Here is a 17,913-nt window from a genome sequence, read left to right as displayed (position 1 = left end):
GTACGTTCCTGGATGGAATGCCATATTTGTGTCCAAAGGTGAAAGCGTGCGTATTTTCAGTCAATAACATAGAAATTTAGCAATGCCTTGTCTATTCATTCCTTCCTTTTTACATCAATTAATTCAAATCGCTCACAAACGAGTAGCATATCTTCGGAAAACTCTACACCTAGCTTTCTCAACTCTGAACGAAAAAATTGTTCATGCACGTCCCACCAATATCGATACGTACGATCTCCTTCACCTTCAGCTACTGCAAACTCTTCGCTCACTTCATTCATCGGTATTACCGAAACCTCAACATTTTTAATAATTGCAGCAGGTTCATCTTTACGATTTAAAATAATGCTGTATTCATCGTTTTTAGGTAACGGCTCATTCTCTTTCTCATAAAAAACATACGCTGAACAAGTTGCTGTTTTTATTCCATCGATAACTAACTGTGCTAATTGATCAGGATCTGCTCCAAACTGCCATGCACTCACGTGGCCTGGCATTTTTTGGTCTTTCCAATAATCGTTCCAATAAGCTTTTGCTGCCTCATTCATCGCTTATTCCTCCAGTTTCCTTTATTCAATACTGTCGTGTTTCATGTGTATGCTTATTTAACCATGTCTTTCTATTAATGAAAAGGAAATTTTCCCATTGTTATTTCACCACTTGCCATATCTTTTACTTGAATTTCATTGTTAAGTACTTCATTCTCCCCGACGATCACGACGTTTTTTACCCTTTCTTTATTCGCTTTATTCAACACTTTTCCGAGTTTTTTTCCAGACATTTCGAGCTCTACGCGAAAACCTTTACTTCTTAAATCACTAGCTACTAACAGCGACTCTTTTTCTGTTTTTATAGGGATCACCAAATAATCGATTCTTGTATCATTCTTGACATCTATATTTGATTCATTTAAAGCTGTATAAATGACATCTAACCCAAAAGAAATACCAACTGTAGAAAAGGTCTCATTCGTTCCGATTAATCCGCCAATAGCATTGTCATATCGCCCCCCACTGCCAATACTTGATTGAATCGTTTTATTTGTAAGAAACAGTTCATAAATCGTCCCCGTGTAAATGTCCAAGCCTCTCGCTAAAAATGGGTTGAACCTACACTTCATATCGACGTTTAAATACTTTAAATATGACGATAACTCATTTAGCTCTTTCAACCCCCATCTAACGAGCTCATTTTCTTTTGAATAAACCTCAAAATATTGAAAGGTTGAATTGTTTTTCTCCATTAAAAATTGATTGATCTTATTTAATGTCGTTTCCTGCAATCCTTTCTCTGTTAACTCTTCTATTACAGCATCTATCCCGATTTTATCAAGTTTATCCAATATTAGTACGACTTCATTGATTTTTTCAGCAGGTGTCTTGAACACTTCAAGCATCCCCGTTAATAGCTTACGGTTGTTATACTGAATCTCCACATCTAATTCCAGTTTGCGGAAGGCATCAAGTGCCATCACCATTAATTCTGCTTCTGCTATTTGCGAGTTTACTCCGACAATATCAACATCACATTGGATGAACTCCCGAAGCCGACCTGTTTTAATCGGACCATCGCGAAATACTTTTCCAATTTCATAACGTTTAAACGGCATTCTCATAGACGGATTCATCGCGATAACTTTAGCAAATGGTATCGTCAAATCGTAGCGTAAAGCTAACTGTCGTTCTCCCCGATCTGATAAAGTGTACATTTCCTCTATAATTTCTGAACCGCCACCATATTTTGATGCGAGCAGCTCAGAATAATTTAAAATTGGGGTCTCTAATGGCTTACAACCATATTGAATAAATACATCTTCTAACGTTCTGCGTACTTTCCTCCTAATGACCTCTGATTCCGGCAAATAATCCTGTGTCCCTTTTACATTTTGATAATCCATTTTCTTCATTTTTCGTTCCTCCTTATTTTTGAATACAAAAAACCACACTTGATTCAAGTGAGTAAACTTAATCAAATGCGGTTTCATGAGAAATAGCTTTCCTATGTACGATTTTTTTTAAGTGCGTGTTAAAATCGAATAGCAAAGCTATTAAATATGATGATGTAGTTGTGAAAAATTAGAAATCTGTTTGTAAGCTTTCATTTTCTCCACCTCGTAATTTCCATATAATGTATCATATTATACATTGCGTTTCAATCCCCCAGGATAAAATAACAATTTTCGTCCGCCTAACCCGTATAAAAACAAGTTGAGAATTTCATTCGTAACTTCCGCTTTCCTTTCTTTGTTTTTATACCATTCCGGATGACGTATGACTTCACGATAAAACATACTAATATACATTATGATCGTTTCATCGGATAACTCATTGCTATTATCCTCATCCTTAGGCGACGAAGTTTTGAGTAACGGAGCGTATGGTTTTAATACGTGAGTAACGGAGAGAGAGTCAACGCAGAGATACGAAAGATATTTTTCCCGGACTTTTTGAACATCCTATATATATAAACAATAGAGGGGGGATGACTTGACTCATTTTCCATCCCCTTTTCTATTGATTACACTTTACAGGAAAGCGCTTCTGTCATTAATATCGTCGAAAAAACAGATCGGGATATTTTAAAACATATCCATGTTCATCAATCTCAATATAGGATTGAAAGTCCCTACATTTATATTGAAACAACCGCTTATTTCCTTCGTTAGAAACAAACGTGTAACTTTGAGGAATGAGTTGAGTCTCCAATGATGGTACATGAATATAGACCATATTGAAATCTTTTTTCTCTCCAAGGTCCCATTTTTCTCTATTTATCGGTAATGTATTGGAAAAAGGAGTCGCTGAAATATCAACATCGACCGCACCAAAAAGTTGACTCATTTGCTCACCTTGCTCATTTAACCAAGTTCCCATTCCATCACTCGTAATCGTCAACTTCTTTTCATCATCTACATGAATGTCCAGCTTCCTTGTTTGCCAATTACGATCTAAGAAAATTTGATACATCACCTTATATGGCTTATTTTTTTCTAAGCTAATGATAGTTCCTTTCCCAATTAACTGATCCTCATCTTTCTCCATTTTAAAATACTCACATCCGAAGTTCTCTATGTTCTCCCAAATGATTTCTATTTGTTGCAAATATTCCCCCTCCTTTTATAAATGCAATTTAAGCGAGTCAAGTAGGTTTTGTGTCTGGCACTCCGGTATCCGTGACATTAAAACCTGACACCTAAAAACAGGAATCCATTGTTTTTGAATGTTAAAATATCGTTAGATTATAGATATCCAAGTCATGGAGTTATTTGATTAACTTTTTGTATGATTTTATTGTATTTAAATGCATCGATTCATGCATAAGTGTTCTGACTAGTACATGTCGTACTGTCTTCATTCCAGACTTTTTTGGAAAGGGATCGTCTAACCGGTCTTGAAACATCTCTCGAATATACTTTGTCTGTTCTTCTAACTGTTGAAGAAGAATCTCCTTTGATGGGGGATCATACTCCCATTGAGATGGGTTCGTCCCATTTTTAAAAAGTTTCACATAATCTTCATGGTAAGGCATTTTTTCACCAGTTAAGTACTGTAACCATAAATATTGATCAAAGTAAACGTGCCCGAGATTCCATAAAATATTGTTACGGAAGCCTTCTGGAATGATATTTGCCTCATTTTCTGTGACACTTTTTACTGTACGTAATGTTAATCTTCTTAACCAATCCATTTGATCGAGTATGACTGTATCCTTTTTTCCCATTTGTCTTCCCCCTTAATATACTTTAAAGATTGGGACTTTAATGGCTTTATTAGACTCCATTTGTTCCCTCCTTCTTCCTATCTGTTTATTTGATTTATATTTTAGTGATTTATAATAGAGAATTTTTGATTTTTTTTGCGATCTTAAAAACCGAAAAAATAATTGAATTTTCAAACATAATGATTTATTTTATGATAATTTAAATATAAATTCTTCACAATGTTAAGGAGGAAAAAATGTCTTACATTCAATCGATCCAAAAAGCAATTGATTATATAGAAGCTCACCTGAAGGAAGATCTTTCATTAGAAGAGGTCGCAAGTCAGGCTTCTTATTCTGTTTATCATTTCCACCGTATTTTTAAATCTATTGTTGGCTGCTCAGTAAAAGACTACATTAAACGTCGAAGGTTAACGTATGCAGCCTTCGAATTAAATGAAACTGATAAAAGAATGATCGATATTGCTTATGATTATGGATATGAAAGTCAAGAAGCTTTTACAAGAGCATTTAAACAGCTTTTTTCAGTGCTTCCAGGTAAATATCGTAAAACATCCCCTTATTTAGATTTCATTGATCCATATCAACTAATCGATATTTTCGATTCCGATACCGATCACCATAAGCTCCAACCAAAAAAAGTTTGCCGAGGACCTTTTCATGTTGTTGGGATTGAATTATCAAACTTACATATTCCTGGTTCTCCAAATAGAAATGACACGACTGAGATGGATATTCCAACACTTTGGGAGTATTTCCATTCTCGAGTGAATGAAGTTGAGGGTCGGATTAATCCTTTCATTTCGTATGGAATAGGCCGCCCTTTAAAGGATGGATCACACTTTACTTATACAGCATGTGTAGAAGTTGAATCTTCAAATGTGTCTATCCCTGATGGCTTTGTCAATTTTGACGTATCTGGTGGAACTTATGCTGCTTTTCAACATAAAGGTTCTGCTGAGAATATTTCTAAACTGGGCAACTACATTTACGGTTCATGGATTCCTTCAAGCAACTATCATGTAAACTTTGGTGTAGAAATTGAAGTGTATGATGAACGCAATGAACAGAAGGATGATCATATTTCGACGGAAATATGGGTGCCTGTAAAAGAAAAAAGCTCTCCTGAAGGATCGCAAAAACAGTCAAAATAAATACGGAAACAGCAGATAAAATGAATTTATCCCCAAAAAACAAGGAGGTATCAAGATGGAATTCTCATGTAATAAAAGAGGAGAAATATTAGCAATTGGTATTGAACTTTCCGGCCCTTACCGCAAACTCGAACAAATGGGTGACCTTTGGCAAACATTTAAAGAACGTGTAGAAGAAATCCCTAATGTTCTAAACCTTGAACGAGCAATCGGAGTTGTCCATGGACGTGAGAAAAATTTTACGTACTTTGCTGCAATAGAAGTGGAAAACTTAGGTGATGTACCATCAGGGATGATCCCAATCATCATTCCTGCGCGAACGTATGCTGTTTTTACTCATAAAGGAAAACAGGAAAAATTTAATGAAACGGTTGTTACTGCTAAAAATTTGCTCGTCCAATCTTCTTACAAAATTGATCACAATACATTCTGGTTAGAAATCTATGATGATCACCGGTTCCAACCGGATTCTACTAATTCTGAGTGTGATGTCTGCTTTCCACTTGTGTATTGATTGGATAAGAAGTAAAAATGATCGATCTGATTCTTGTAAGAACCTCTTTAATGAAAGCTTCCTATGAATTTTCTGATATGATTAGAATGACGATGTTAAGTTCTATCTAATCATTATTTAGAGGAGTGAGAAGGTTGGCTGATTATCAACAATTATTAAACAACATCTTTATGTGCGGCGTACAAGGTGTCAAAGCGGCAACAGAGAATGAAGATGTGATGAATATAGTTGACCTCCGTGCCGAAGCAAATGAAGGTGTTATTAACGACCATCCTATCAATTGGGTTCATATCCCTTTAGTCGACGGCACATCTGGTCAAACAGAACCTCTTCAAAAAGCGATTACCTTTGTTTCTAACGCTTACAAAAGTGGAGAAACAACGATCTTTCATTGAAAAGGTGGGAAAAGCCGCGCAGGTAGTGTGGCAATCGGAGTTTTACTAGAGCTTGAATTCGCTGATTCGATCGATGAGGCTGAATCAATGGTCAAAAAAATTCGTCCTCAAGTGACGATTCATCCAGAATTCAAAGAGGATTTGAAAGCTTTGTTTCCAAATAGTGAGTAACGATGTAAAAGGTGGAGAGGCATATTCCCCTCCACCTTTTATGTCTCCTCTTGTACAACATAAGATAATGTTGCTTCGTAGTCTGTTTCATTCTCCTCTAATTCAACTCGGATGAGGTAATAGTCTGCTTCACCGGTTTCCCAAGCTACTCCCCCATTGGAGTCTATCATTAACCGCAGATCGCTCGAATCATTTTTGCGGATAACAGCTACATCAGCATTGGGAACGGGGTTATCATTCAATAATAATAAGAAGGAATTTACATCGTGGCTGCAAAATGAAACTTTACGTACTGAGATGAAGAGAAGCTTACGATAACAGACAAATCACTCACACCTAGCCAATATTTAAAGTACTATTACTTTTTCCATAAAATGAGTCACTGTATCGTTCGGACAAATGAAAGGAATCTTTAGGTTTGGTTCAGATCAATTTATTCTAATGTTTTCGTTAATATTTCTTTATGTGTTTTCGCTAACTCAAGTATAGTAAATTGACTATTACGAATTAGATGCATGATCTTTTCTGCTTCTTTTTGTGCAATATCATATAGCTGGTTATCTATAGTACCTGTTATTAAAGCTTGTTCGAGTTCTTCTTCGTCTAACAGCATCACGTCACCTGATGGGAGAACAACAATATCTAAAAATAAATCATCCATCCACGGTACGTGTTTTTCGTTACCGACCTCGTAACATATACCGATATACCATTGAACAATTTCACTATGATCATTAAACATTGTCGTAACTGAATGTCTTTCGTTCTCTGGAAAATGCTGAAGCCACATATACCCTTTATTAGCAATACATATTTCCTGTTGCTCATCATACTTTACGGACAATGGCTCTTTAATCTCCTCAATTTTTAGTAATGTAATATCTCCCTTATACTCTTTTGATTCCACGTAACGTTGGGCATATTGTTTTCTAACAACGCGCTTCCACCCTGATCGATCTCCGTACTTCCTTTTTAATTGAGCCATCGAAATACCACCTTGTTAATGTTCGCTTTTTACTGCATCGACGATTAATGACGGAAAAACAATCTGATTCCCTTGATTTCTCGGGTCAAATTTCTTCGATCTGAAAATCACCCCATCATCCCCACTCCATTTATTCATATGAAACGATCCATTTTCATCACAATATTCTAGTAAGCGGACATTAAATCTAGCATACTCAAACATCTTTGTTATTGTTTGAAAGTTGTGGACAATTTTATGGCTGACTGCCGGATGATCTTTCGGACCTGGACCGCCGATTTGTATGGTTTGCTGATACGCCTTATCTCGGAAAAATCCATCTGGAACTGCACAGCGAACATAACCCCCTGGCTTTAAAAACGTATAACAAATCTCTGCTGCTTTTACACCTTCTTCATAGGACAAATGCTCCCACACGTGTTCAGCTAATATCGCCGATATTGAATTTTTCTCAAATGTCCTTTCCCATTGAGTGAGATATAACAAATTTAACTCGTTTTCATCCGTATGGATCCATCCAGGATTGTTATTATATTGTCCAGCGCCAATGACAACCTTCATCACCATTCCCCCTCAGTGATTCTAGTTCACTTATCAGATGTAATTCTACTTCATCAATTTTTTATTCGGTTTCTTTTATTCAAAATCGAGTCAAGAAATGTAAAGTAATAGTTTTTATATCATGAGTTAGATTCGTCATAAGATTCCTTCACTTTGACGCAACTTCTCTTTGCTTCGACGCAACTTCTCTATGCTTTGACGCAACTTCTCTATGCTTTGACGCAACTTCTCTATTCTTAGACAGCAAACTTTCTAATAACGTACCACACCGTTCCAAAATAATCCATAATCTCCCAATATTGAAACCAGAAATCCCCAGGTGCCTGGCACCTGGGGATTATTGGAATTTTCTAGAATGAATGCTAATTTTTTATTAGTTTTTAGTCGGTTGACATCTCTAAGTCTTCCACACGTTTTTCTACATAGTTTTGATCTTTTTGTGCATGGAAGTTTTCAGCCTTTTCTACAATAACTCCGGTGTTGTATTCTGGAATTTGGGCATGTTCTTCATAAACACCTTTTGGTAATAACACATTCCCTTCTGGCCAGTAGACAGCAATATTGCTCGAACTTACATCCTCAAACTTCGCCCGTCCTTGAAATACACCAAATTTGTTATAAGCAACAATTTGGTCGCCTACTTTAATATCAAGCTTTGATGCATCCCCTTCGTTCATAATAATATCGTAGCGGTCTCCTGCATTGAAAGGGTCTGTTTCACTATAAATCATCGAGTTAAACTGTTTTCCGCGCCGAGACGTAACGTAAAACTGACCTTCCGTTCTGCGATTTTCAGGTATATCGATCGCAAACAGGTTTCCTTTTCCATCTAGAGTCGGACAAACTCCGCCTTCACACAACCAGGCTCCACCCCACTGGAAAACATCACCTTTATTTTTCAAATGCTGAATGCCATCATAATTCCGGTTTGCAACTGCTATTTCATCACGTATTTCTTGAGCAGTCGTAAAATTGATTAACTCTTTCTTTTCTGGAAAAACACGTGAAGCAAGGTCAACATAAATTTCCCATTCCGAACGTGCTTCTTCGATTCTCGGACCTTTAATTTCTGGACTGAAGTAAACCATCCGCTCTGTACTTGTCGATGTCCCGCCACCAGGCTGCTCGTAACGTGTCATAGCAGGGAGAACGATCACTTCTTCTTTCGCATCTACGAGCGTCGATGTGTTAAAAATAATATCTTGATGAACGCGGAGATCAACACTTTCCAAAACTTTTTTTATAAAATCAGGGTTTGGCATCGTTTCAAGGAAGTTCCCGCCACTCGTATAAAATAACTTGAGTTTCCGTTCATGGTCTTCAGGAAGCATACTGTTTTCAAGCATTTGCCCGACGGTATCACCTTGCCAACGTGGAATGTCGAATCCCCAAATCTCTTCCATTCTTTTCGCATTTTCTTCATCAAAATCACTGCCCGGAAGGACAAATGGGTCTGCCCCCATTTCTCCTGAACCTTGTACACCACTATGTCCGCGGATCGGCATCACACCACAGTGCTTGCGGCCAATAAATCCTTGAAGCATTGCAAGGTTCGCCACTTGAGAAATATTATCTGTTGCGAAACGGTGCTGTGTTAAACCCATACTCCAAATGAAGATCCCAGATTTTGAGTTGGCTAACAGCTCTGCAAATTCATACATCCGTTCTTTCGATAACCCTGATGATTTTTCAAGATCCGCCCATTTTTGTGTTTTCATATGTTCGCGCAGTTTGTCAAACCCGTTTACATGTTCTTTCACGAACTCATAATCAACCGCGGATCCAGGGTTGCGCTCTTCCATCTCAAACCAGTGCTTCATGACACCGTTCATAAATGCGATGTCCCCACCTATGTTTACTTGGTACACATCGTCAACAATTTTCGTTCCAAATACAGCGCTTTCTGGAATCGAAGGAATCCAGTAGTTTTCCATCGAAGGCTCACGGTAAGGGTTGATCATAATGATCTTTGTTCCCTTCCTTTTAGCTGCGTACATGTATTTCGTTGAGACAGGCTGGTTATTAGCTGCAACCGATCCCCAGAAAACTAAAACGTCAGTCCCGATCCAATCTTTATAATTACAGCTTGATGCACCGATCCCGAGTGAGCGTTTTAGTGCTGTCTTACTCGGCGAGTGGCAAATTCGTGATGCGTTGTCAATATTATTCGTCCCGAGGAAACGAGCCATTTTTGCAGCCGTGTAATACACTTCATTCGTAATCCCTCTTGCTGTTAAATAAAAGGAGAGTTGTTTAGGATCGATTGCCTTTATTTTTTCCGCAATTCGATCTAATGCTTCATCCCACGATATTCTCGTAAATTTGTTTTCACCTTTTTTCCGGGAAAGCGGATACGGAATTCTTCCTAGCTTTCTCAATTGTGTACTGTCGAGCTCACGAAGCTTCTCGACGTCTTCAAACCATTTCGGGTCCATTGCTGGTGCTGTATTAAGCCTTAGTACATTTAAGCGCGTCGTACAAACGTGTGGTCCTGCCAATGTTTGGTCGTAAAGTCCAGATACACCTAGTGCACAGCCATCACAAACACCTTCTGTTAAAATACGATAGGCATACTTCAGGTTATCTTTATTTTCCCATGCCACTTTCATCGTATCTTTTATATGATGCGGCTTCACTTTTCCAAGTCCCATCGGTGATAAACCAGCCCATAGCTTCGGGTCGGGCTTTTTACTTAATTTCATTGGTCCAGTATGTTTTGTTTTCCCCATGCTATTCACTCCTTGATGATGTACCCATTATTCCTGAAATAAAAAACCACCGCACGTTTCCAACAAATTGAGTACTGGAGACTGTTACGGTGGTTAAGTCTTAAGCAGGATCGCTGCCAAGTGCCAAACCAATACTATTCTTTTTTCAAAAACTTTTGTTCGATGTCTTCATCGAAAACGAAGATTGACATGCCGAAATCCCGTTCAATATCTATATCGACAAATAAATCGACAAAGTGGCAGCCAAGAAATTCTTCCATTTCGACCGGGTGATTCTTTCTGTACATATCCTTGACCATCTCTGTCCGTGCAGAACGGAGCATTTGTTTACCGTCATCAGCACTTGCGATAAATTTCTCGACTGGAGACAAGTTGCCTTCCATTTCGCAAATAGCCCACTTTTTGCAAAACGTTGTATTAATTTTGCTCGGGCCTTTTCCCATATGCCTTTTTCGAAAGGCTCTCACGAGATTACTAAATTCAGCCTCATATTTATTCATCGTTTTCTTCAATCCCTTTGTAAGTTCTTATCTTAAGGTATTAAATTATCTATCATTTTGTCAACTAACTCGCCATCGATTTGAGCTGTTGTTTTTGTTGTTCTCGGATCTTTTTTATATCTACACGGATTAATAAAGATACGATAAAGGCAACGATAAACATTCCACCGAAAATGTATAATGTACCTGCATAGCTTTCTGTCGTTTCCCTAATCCAAGAGGCGAGAATCGGTCCAACAATTCCTGCAGCCGCCCATGCTGTTAAAATATATCCGTGAATCGCTCCTAGTTGTTTCGTTCCAAATACATCTCCGATAAAAGCTGGAATTGCAGCAAAACCTCCACCATAGCAAGACATAATGACAAAGATAATTAGCTGGAAAATAAGTGCGTGTGTAATACTTGGTAATAGTAAAAATGAGACAATTTGGATAATGAAGAATGTCATATATAAATTCGGTCTTCCGATATAGTCTGAAATCGAAGCCCAACCAATACGTCCAACCCCGTTAAAGACACCCATTATTCCGACCATCGTTGCTGCTGCTGCCGCTGATAATCCAGCGATTTCCTGTGCCATCGGTGATGCAACCGAGATGATCGCAATCCCGCACGTCACATTTATAAATAACATCATCCATAAATACCAAAAACGAGCTGTTTTCACCGCTTCATTTGCGGTTAGCTGTGACAAATCAGTTGCTGGTTTCTTATCTCCGCTTTCCACTTGTTGTTTAAATCCTTCAGGCATCCATCCTTCAGGCGGCCGCTCCAAGTAAAGTGAAGAGGCGGTCATAACAACAAAGTAAACAATTCCTAATGTAATAAATGTACTCGCAATTCCGACACTGTTAATTAACGCTTCCATTACTGGACTTGCAATCATCGCTGAAAAACCAAAACCCATAATGGCAAGACCTGTTGCTAACCCACGACGATCCGGGAACCATTTAACTAATGTTGAAACTGGGGTAATATACCCGATACCAAGCCCTATACCACCTAGTGCTCCGTATGTAAAGTAAAGCAGCCATAATGATTCAATGAATACAGCAAGCCCCGAACCGAGCATCCCTATCCCAAAAAAGACAGTTGCAACAATTCCTGAAATACGGGGACCATACTTTTCCACAAAATGTCCCATAAATGCCGCTGATAACCCTAAAAATACAATCGCAATACTAAATGTCATCGATACAGCACTGAGATCCCAACCAAACTCATTCATGAGTGGGTTCGTAAATACACTCCACGCATAGACTGAACCAATAGAAATATGAATGCCTACTGCTGCTAGTGCAATTAACCACCTGTTTTTTGTTTTACCCATTTTCTTCACTCCTCTTTGTGTATTCGTTTGAGTAAACAGAAGTCGTCTTCAATGAAAACGCTTTACGAATGGAACAAGAAAACATAATTCTTTTCTATTTTTCTACTTTTTACTACCCTGCAGTGCTAAAGTTTTTGAAAACCAAAAAACCAACGCTAGTACTTTCAATGTCCAAATTCAGGACGTGAAAGGAAAGCGTCGGTTAGTTTCAAGCAGGGTTCGCTACTATATGACCAACATAAAACCGCTTACAAATATTCAAGAATCTCCCACATTTATAATCGACGACAGGTTCGCTATCTCGCATCATAAATGTTACAGATTTGTGAACTCTCAATAAATCATATAATCTTTTTGTGAAAAATTCAATCTTTTTCTCTATGAAAATAAATTTTTTAGCCGGATTGTCCAAATGTCCCAGCGACTTTTTATGAATTTAGTTATATATTAGGACTTGTGAATTAAAATAGAATATGTTTATATATGAGTCAAACTGATCGAGAAATGAGTGATCGCGATGGAACATCCTATTAGTAGCAGCCGTCAAATTTTAAAATATACAAATGAGAATTTTCAATCGACAACAGATGAAATTGTTTCAGAATTTCCGCTAACGATTTATGTGAATGATGAAGAATTTGCTACGATGGTATGTACGCCTGCTCATTTTGAAGAAATGGTATATGGATTTTTAGCATCTGAAGGAGTCATCCGTTTCAAGGAAGATGTAAAACAATTTACGCTTGATGAAAGCAAAGGCTTCGCCTATGTTGACTTACATGCCGAGCATGTGACGAGCCAAAAGCAATATTCGAAACGTTTTATCGGATCTTGCTGTGGGAAGAGCAGACAATTTTATTTTCACAATGATGCAACGACTGCCAAAACTTCTCGGTCTAATGTGAAGTTATCTGCTGCACAATGCATCTATCTCATGAAAAGTATGCAGGAACAAAGTAATGTTTTTCAAAAAACGGGGGGAGTACATAACGCTGCTCTTTGCGATGCGTCGAAATTAATTATTACTCGAACAGATATCGGACGTCACAACGCTCTCGACAAATTGTACGGGCACGCTCTTCTCAACCGCATGTCAATTCGCGACAAAGTGCTAGTGTTTAGCGGAAGAATTTCGTCAGAAGTTTTGTTGAAAGCAGCGAAAATTGGAGTTGGTATCGTCCTTTCAAAATCTGCACCGACTGATTTAGCTATTGAACTCGCTGAAGATTTAAATATTACCGCAGTCGGTTTTATACGTGGACAATCTTTTAACGTTTATTCTCATCCAGAACGGATCATCCAAGCTTGATGATCAATGTTTGAAAATATAAGGAGGAATCCAAAATGGCCTGTAATATCGACCACTCTCTTGAAGATGTAAGTAAAAAACTCGAAAGTCAAAAAGAATTTCTGCCAAGTCACATTTACGATGCTGTCAATGTGCTGCTTAGCAAAAAACCGGACCAACAAGTGTTAAACGAGGTATTTCACGCATTGAAGAAATACGATTTAGCGAATGACGAAGAGAAACATGAACGAAATGAAATATTAAACAAGCTTACTTAACTTGAAAAACAGTGTGACTACAAAACCAACGAAGCCCAAAATGACCATATATTTCCTATAACTTTCTATAAATCCCTATAACTTCCAGGTGTCTGGCACCTGGAAGTTATTTACAAAAAGCGTCTTTTTGAGATTGTGGAGTTGCTTATTTAATTTGATTTAGCAGCATGATTCTTTAGTATCGTCTGTTGAATCACAACATTCCTCTGATTCACATTCTTTTTCTTCAACAATTTCTACTCCGCAGCACCCTATCTCTTTTTCATGATCTTTCTTTCTCTTCATAAATTGTCCCATCTCTCATCGCTCCTTTAATTAATCAATTTTTTTTGATATATAATTTAAATTTCTAAGCCTCACAACACTGCATCTGCAGTTGAGTCGATTGTTTTTTCATAAATAATCGTTTCAACTTTTTGAACCATCGGTCATAGCTCATTCTATTAGCTCCAATATAATCATGACTTAACTCGCTATGCCTGTATTCATTTTCTGCCTTTAAAAATAAGTCGCTGTCTAACATAATCATCCCTCCTTACTTTATTTTTCATCAATAAATTTTGATATATTTAACACGATTTATAAATCAAAATTTATTGATTAATTTTATTGTAGATCGGAAGGAATTATTTAGCAAGTGTAAAATCAATTTTTTTTGATGTTTTGTTCGACAAATTTCGGGAAGTGACTGGCACTTCTATCTTTTTGGATACTTGTATATATTTTTAGAAATGGGGACTAGGAGGGATCTGCATGTTATCAAGAATTGCAAACCGATTTTCACAAATAGTGGAACGATACTTGCCAGATGCATTTGTTATTGCGATTGTCATGACTTTGCTCGTATTTCTAGCAGGGTGGCTGATGAACATTTCAGAACCAGTGCAACTTATACAATCATGGGGAGAAGGTTTCTGGACGTACTTAGCATTCACGATGCAAATGGTCTTGCTGTTAATGACAGGGATGGTCTTAGCCTCTGTCCCTTTCATTAGTAGTGGGTTACAAAAAATTGCTACGTTTTCTGGTGGTTCTAAAAAGCCTTATGTACTCATCTTTATCGTCACTTCACTTGCTTATTATATTAATTGGGGATTAGCTGTCGTAGTAGGTGCTATACTTGCTCGTGAAATTGGCAAGCGTAATCAAGAAGCACACTTTCCATTACTCGTTGCTTCAGCTTATGCACCAACCGTTCTCTACTCTGCAGGTCTATCAAGCTCTATTGGGCTAACTATCGCAACGAGTAATCATTTTCTTGTTGACATAATGGGAGTCATACCAACCTCGCAGACAATTTTTCATCCATCTACGATTCTCATTTTCCTTTCCCTTGTCATCACTATGCCTATTTTCATTACTTTAATGTCCCCAAAAAACAAATCAGAAATTACCCCCTATAAGGAGAAAGAATCTATAAATGAACCTAAAGTGACGGTATTGGAGGAAAACGATCTTACACCAGCAAAAAAATTAGAAACAACACCGATACTAGGATTTGTCACTGGAGCAATTGGGTTAATTTTTATTTTCACTCATTTTGCTAAAGGCGGAGACTTAGACTTGAATGTTATTAATCTATTCTTTTTATCATCAGGGCTATTCTTTCACCGCTCATTAGGTCAATTTGCCAATGCGTTTAAGCAAGCTGCAACTTCTATTTCACCAATCATCTTACAATTCCCCTTTTATGCAGGGATTATTGCTTTACTCGGCAGTTCAGGATTAGGGGAATTCATTATTGATGGAATGGCATCAGTAGCGACAAGCAATACATTTCATGTTTTCTCATATTGGGCAGGTGGATTTATAAATATATTGGCTCCTTCTGGAGGGGGACAGTGGGCATTACAAGGTCCTCTCCAAATTCCAGCTGCTATACAGCTCGGAGTAGATCCAGGTATGACAGCAATGGCTGTCGGATGGGGAGATGCATGGACGAATTTAATCCAGCCTTTTTGGGCTTTACCAATTCTTAGTGTCGTTGGTCTAAATATAAGAAATATTATGGGTTATTGTATTTTACTATCCATTTGGGTTGGACTATTAACTACAGTGCTAATTTTCTTCTTATACTAGTAAAAAAGGCTGTCCTAAAGCAGTGAACCCTCTCCATCAAAGATTTTTGTACTGGCAGAGTACAGGTTCACCCTTTTAAGACAGCCACCTATAAACCTTTATCACACAACGTCATTCGACAAATATCGGGAGGTGACTGGCACTTGTCTAATTAAACTCTCTTTTGATTTCTTTTTTCCATGTTTTGTTGAAGACTTTTTCATCGTTCTCATAGGCAGTCATTGTGTTCACTAAATAAAAACTTTCTTCATCGCAACTCATTTCACTATTTGTCACTAGTTTCGTCTGCCAATTTCCACGCCCGACTGTTAACTCCCATTCACATTTTACATGTGCAGATAGTGGATCATTTTCTTTTATTGTGTACGTATTTTTATTAACACTTCCATGTTCTATTCCATTTAAGAGCAACCGACGTTCCCCCTCATCAGAATAGTCCTCCAAAGTCCATACTCCATCGATTGGATTATGAATAACCTTACGCGTTCGTTCTTCTTTTCGAAGGATCTCTCTGTCTATCACTTCCGCTGTTTCAGGAACATCAAATTTTCCGCACTCCTTATCTTCAGGCTGTGCTGTTCGAATCGGCAATGCTAAGCGAGTATTTTCACCTGAAAAAACCGTTAAGTTCACAGGTTTAGGAGATGGCCATGCTTGCGGCCAGTACGTTGGAGAAATGGCTACCTCTAGTCGGTGTCCCTCAGGAATATTTTGACCTAATGAGTCTAGCTTTACGGATATTTGATATTTCTTCCCTAGCTCCAGTTCTTCTGGAAACTCATGAGAATTCCGATGATTTAAGTTCAGCATCCCCCAGCTAATGAGCGTCGATTCGCCAGTCGGTGCCTTGTCACAAAGGCGCACCGCTAGAAGTGCATTCTCCTGATCTGAACTGATTTCAGCATGAAAAACAGGATGGCCTAATAAATCGATTGATTTTTTCATAGGTTCAGATGTGAAAACAACTGATTTCCCGTTTTCCAACCGCTGATCGGCAGGCAAATCTCCTGGCTGGCCAAATGGACAAAATACTCCAGCATAAAAGCCGTGTCCCTGTACACTCGGAATCGTATACTCTTCACCATCTATCACATGATCAGTTAGCTTTCCGTCAGTAAGCCATAATGACGCTTCATCAATATTTTTTGATGGCCATGAATCGTCTCCGACCCATTTTCCAGGACGTTTCTCATATGTTACTTCAGGAAGCTCGCTCTCTTGTATCCATGAAATGAGCTTCGGCTCATCCATGATCCCTGTATCTTTCCCTTTTAACCACTTATCCCACCAGCGTATGCACTCTTGTAAAAAACCAATTGCTGGTTCTGGTGTTGCTACTTCAGGATATTCATGCGCCCAAGGACCAATAAGCCCCTTACTTTCATTTGGTAAATGTTCAAGTAATCGGAATACTGAATCAGTATAGCCATCTTGCCATCCGCTTACTGCAAAAACAGGAATCTGAATATCATCATAATTTTCACAGATTGATCCATGCTTCCAATAATCATCTCTACGTTGATGTTGTAACCATTTTTCGACAAATGGTGGTGTATTCTCTAATCTATTAAGCCAATTCTCCCGCCAGCTTTCTCCGACAACATTCGGATCTTGAGGACGGGCATTATAAGCAAACATCGTCGAGGACCACCAAAGCATATCTGATGCCATCACATTTCCACCTCTGTAATGAACATCATCAGCAAAACGGTCATCAGTAGAACATAAAGTAATAATTGCCTTTAATGCCGGATGCTGCCTAGCGGCGACTTGCAAGCTGTTAAAACCTCCCCATGATTTTCCGATCATTCCAATAGAACCAGTACACCACGGCTGGTCTGCGATCCAGCTTAACACTTCCAATGCATCATCTTGCTCCTGTTTTAAATATTCATCGAGCAATACCCCATCAGAATCTCCTGAACCACGAATGTCTACACGAATACTTGCATAACCATGCCCTGCAAAATAAGGGTGTCTTACTGAATCACGTATAGCTGTAAAATCATTTTTCCGATAAGGGATATATTCCATAATTGCTGGAACCGGGTTCTGATCTGCATCCTCTGGCAGCCAAATGTGCGCCGATAATTTTGCACCGTCTGACATAGGAATTGATACATTCTCCCACTTCCTTACTTTCCTTGGAAAATCAGTTATCAAATGTCTTTCTTGAGATTCTTTGATGTTAAAAACCATACCTGTGTTC

At 38.2% G+C, this 17,913-nt stretch carries 20 protein-coding genes; 7 read left to right on the top strand and 13 right to left on the bottom strand.

Translation table 11 applies throughout. The features are described from left to right. Window positions 1-95: 95 nt before the first annotated feature. The 4 genes from CD001_RS10750 to CD001_RS10735 all read right to left on the bottom strand — a co-directional run bounded on the left by CD001_RS10750 (window position 96) and on the right by CD001_RS10735 (window position 3,720). On the bottom strand, window positions 96-548 hold the full coding sequence (locus tag CD001_RS10750; RefSeq protein ID WP_096187694.1) for an ASCH domain-containing protein: 453 nt from the start codon (window positions 546-548) through the stop codon (window positions 96-98). 74 nt (window positions 549-622) lie between these two features. Beyond that, on the bottom strand, window positions 623-1,906 hold the full coding sequence (locus CD001_RS10745) for a histidine--tRNA ligase (protein WP_096187692.1): 1,284 nt from the start codon (window positions 1,904-1,906) through the stop codon (window positions 623-625). Between the two features lie 640 nt (window positions 1,907-2,546). Then, the gene (locus CD001_RS10740; protein ID WP_096187691.1) at window positions 2,547-3,101 is read right to left on the bottom strand and encodes a putative glycolipid-binding domain-containing protein; all 555 of its coding nucleotides are present in this window, start codon (window positions 3,099-3,101) and stop codon (window positions 2,547-2,549) included. Between the two features lie 160 nt (window positions 3,102-3,261). Further along, window positions 3,262-3,720 carry a DinB family protein gene (locus CD001_RS10735; RefSeq protein WP_096187689.1) on the bottom strand — a complete coding sequence of 153 codons (459 nt, stop codon included), beginning with the start codon at window positions 3,718-3,720 and terminating at the stop codon, window positions 3,262-3,264. A gap of 236 nt (window positions 3,721-3,956) precedes the next feature. Here CD001_RS10735 and CD001_RS10730 point away from each other — a divergent pair, with 236 nt between their 5' ends. From CD001_RS10730 to CD001_RS26395, 4 genes are all read left to right on the top strand, one after another. Beyond that, entirely contained in the window at window positions 3,957-4,874 is a 918-nt protein-coding gene (locus CD001_RS10730; RefSeq protein ID WP_096187688.1) for an AraC family transcriptional regulator, read from the top strand. Window positions 4,875-4,929: 55 nt separating this feature from the next. Beyond that, window positions 4,930-5,388 (top strand): GyrI-like domain-containing protein, encoded by a 459-nt coding sequence (locus tag CD001_RS10725; protein ID WP_096187686.1) that lies wholly within the window; start codon window positions 4,930-4,932, stop codon window positions 5,386-5,388. A 134-nt stretch (window positions 5,389-5,522) separates the two neighbouring features. Beyond that, a complete protein-coding gene (locus CD001_RS10720; protein WP_257009782.1) occupies window positions 5,523-5,783 on the top strand; it encodes a hypothetical protein in 261 nt (86 codons plus the stop codon). A 27-nt stretch (window positions 5,784-5,810) separates the two neighbouring features. Next, on the top strand, window positions 5,811-5,954 hold the full coding sequence (locus CD001_RS26395; RefSeq protein WP_179298702.1) for a hypothetical protein: 144 nt from the start codon (window positions 5,811-5,813) through the stop codon (window positions 5,952-5,954). A gap of 38 nt (window positions 5,955-5,992) precedes the next feature. On the opposite strand, the gene CD001_RS26900 is transcribed toward CD001_RS26395, so the two are convergent. The 6 genes from CD001_RS26900 to CD001_RS10695 form a co-directional block, all read right to left on the bottom strand. Further along, on the bottom strand, window positions 5,993-6,124 hold the full coding sequence (locus CD001_RS26900) for a hypothetical protein (RefSeq protein WP_257009781.1): 132 nt from the start codon (window positions 6,122-6,124) through the stop codon (window positions 5,993-5,995). A 263-nt stretch (window positions 6,125-6,387) separates the two neighbouring features. Continuing rightward, entirely contained in the window at window positions 6,388-6,939 is a 552-nt protein-coding gene (locus CD001_RS10715; protein ID WP_096187685.1) for a DUF402 domain-containing protein, read from the bottom strand. A gap of 15 nt (window positions 6,940-6,954) precedes the next feature. Beyond that, on the bottom strand, window positions 6,955-7,506 hold the full coding sequence (locus CD001_RS10710) for a class I SAM-dependent methyltransferase (protein WP_096187683.1): 552 nt from the start codon (window positions 7,504-7,506) through the stop codon (window positions 6,955-6,957). A gap of 374 nt (window positions 7,507-7,880) precedes the next feature. Continuing rightward, window positions 7,881-10,229, bottom strand: a complete 2,349-nt coding sequence (locus tag CD001_RS10705) for an FdhF/YdeP family oxidoreductase (RefSeq protein ID WP_096187681.1) — start codon at window positions 10,227-10,229, stop codon at window positions 7,881-7,883. Between the two features lie 134 nt (window positions 10,230-10,363). After that, window positions 10,364-10,729 carry a DUF2294 domain-containing protein gene (locus CD001_RS10700; protein ID WP_096187679.1) on the bottom strand — a complete coding sequence of 122 codons (366 nt, stop codon included), beginning with the start codon at window positions 10,727-10,729 and terminating at the stop codon, window positions 10,364-10,366. Between the two features lie 64 nt (window positions 10,730-10,793). Beyond that, window positions 10,794-12,059 carry an L-lactate MFS transporter gene (locus tag CD001_RS10695; RefSeq protein WP_096187678.1) on the bottom strand — a complete coding sequence of 422 codons (1,266 nt, stop codon included), beginning with the start codon at window positions 12,057-12,059 and terminating at the stop codon, window positions 10,794-10,796. Between the two features lie 517 nt (window positions 12,060-12,576). Between CD001_RS10695 and fdhD the strand changes: the two genes are divergently transcribed. Further along, a complete protein-coding gene (gene fdhD / locus CD001_RS10690) occupies window positions 12,577-13,368 on the top strand; it encodes a formate dehydrogenase accessory sulfurtransferase FdhD (protein WP_096187676.1) in 792 nt (263 codons plus the stop codon). 35 nt (window positions 13,369-13,403) lie between these two features. Beyond that, entirely contained in the window at window positions 13,404-13,625 is a 222-nt protein-coding gene (locus tag CD001_RS10685) for a group-specific protein (protein WP_096187674.1), read from the top strand. 159 nt (window positions 13,626-13,784) lie between these two features. On the opposite strand, the gene CD001_RS26390 is transcribed toward CD001_RS10685, so the two are convergent. Both CD001_RS26390 and CD001_RS26385 read right to left on the bottom strand, forming a co-directional pair. Then, complete coding sequence (locus tag CD001_RS26390) at window positions 13,785-13,922, bottom strand: hypothetical protein (RefSeq protein ID WP_179298533.1); 138 nt, start codon at window positions 13,920-13,922, stop codon at window positions 13,785-13,787. Window positions 13,923-13,974: 52 nt separating this feature from the next. After that, a complete protein-coding gene (locus CD001_RS26385; RefSeq protein WP_179298701.1) occupies window positions 13,975-14,148 on the bottom strand; it encodes a hypothetical protein in 174 nt (57 codons plus the stop codon). 230 nt (window positions 14,149-14,378) lie between these two features. Between CD001_RS26385 and CD001_RS10680 the strand changes: the two genes are divergently transcribed. Then, window positions 14,379-15,704: a short-chain fatty acid transporter gene (locus CD001_RS10680; RefSeq protein WP_096187672.1), complete on the top strand. Its 1,326-nt coding sequence runs from the start codon at window positions 14,379-14,381 to the stop codon at window positions 15,702-15,704. Window positions 15,705-15,851: 147 nt separating this feature from the next. On the opposite strand, the gene CD001_RS10675 is transcribed toward CD001_RS10680, so the two are convergent. Then, on the bottom strand, window positions 15,852-17,903 hold the full coding sequence (locus CD001_RS10675; RefSeq protein ID WP_096187670.1) for a CocE/NonD family hydrolase: 2,052 nt from the start codon (window positions 17,901-17,903) through the stop codon (window positions 15,852-15,854). Between the last annotated feature and the right edge of the window lie 10 nt (window positions 17,904-17,913).

This window comes from Evansella halocellulosilytica (assembly GCF_002335745.1).
In the GTDB taxonomy this organism is placed as follows: domain Bacteria; phylum Bacillota; class Bacilli; order Bacillales; family Salisediminibacteriaceae; genus Bacillus_CA; species Bacillus_CA halocellulosilytica.
Note: the sequence above shows the minus strand (reverse complement) of the source record. Positions and strands in the feature narration are given on the sequence as shown.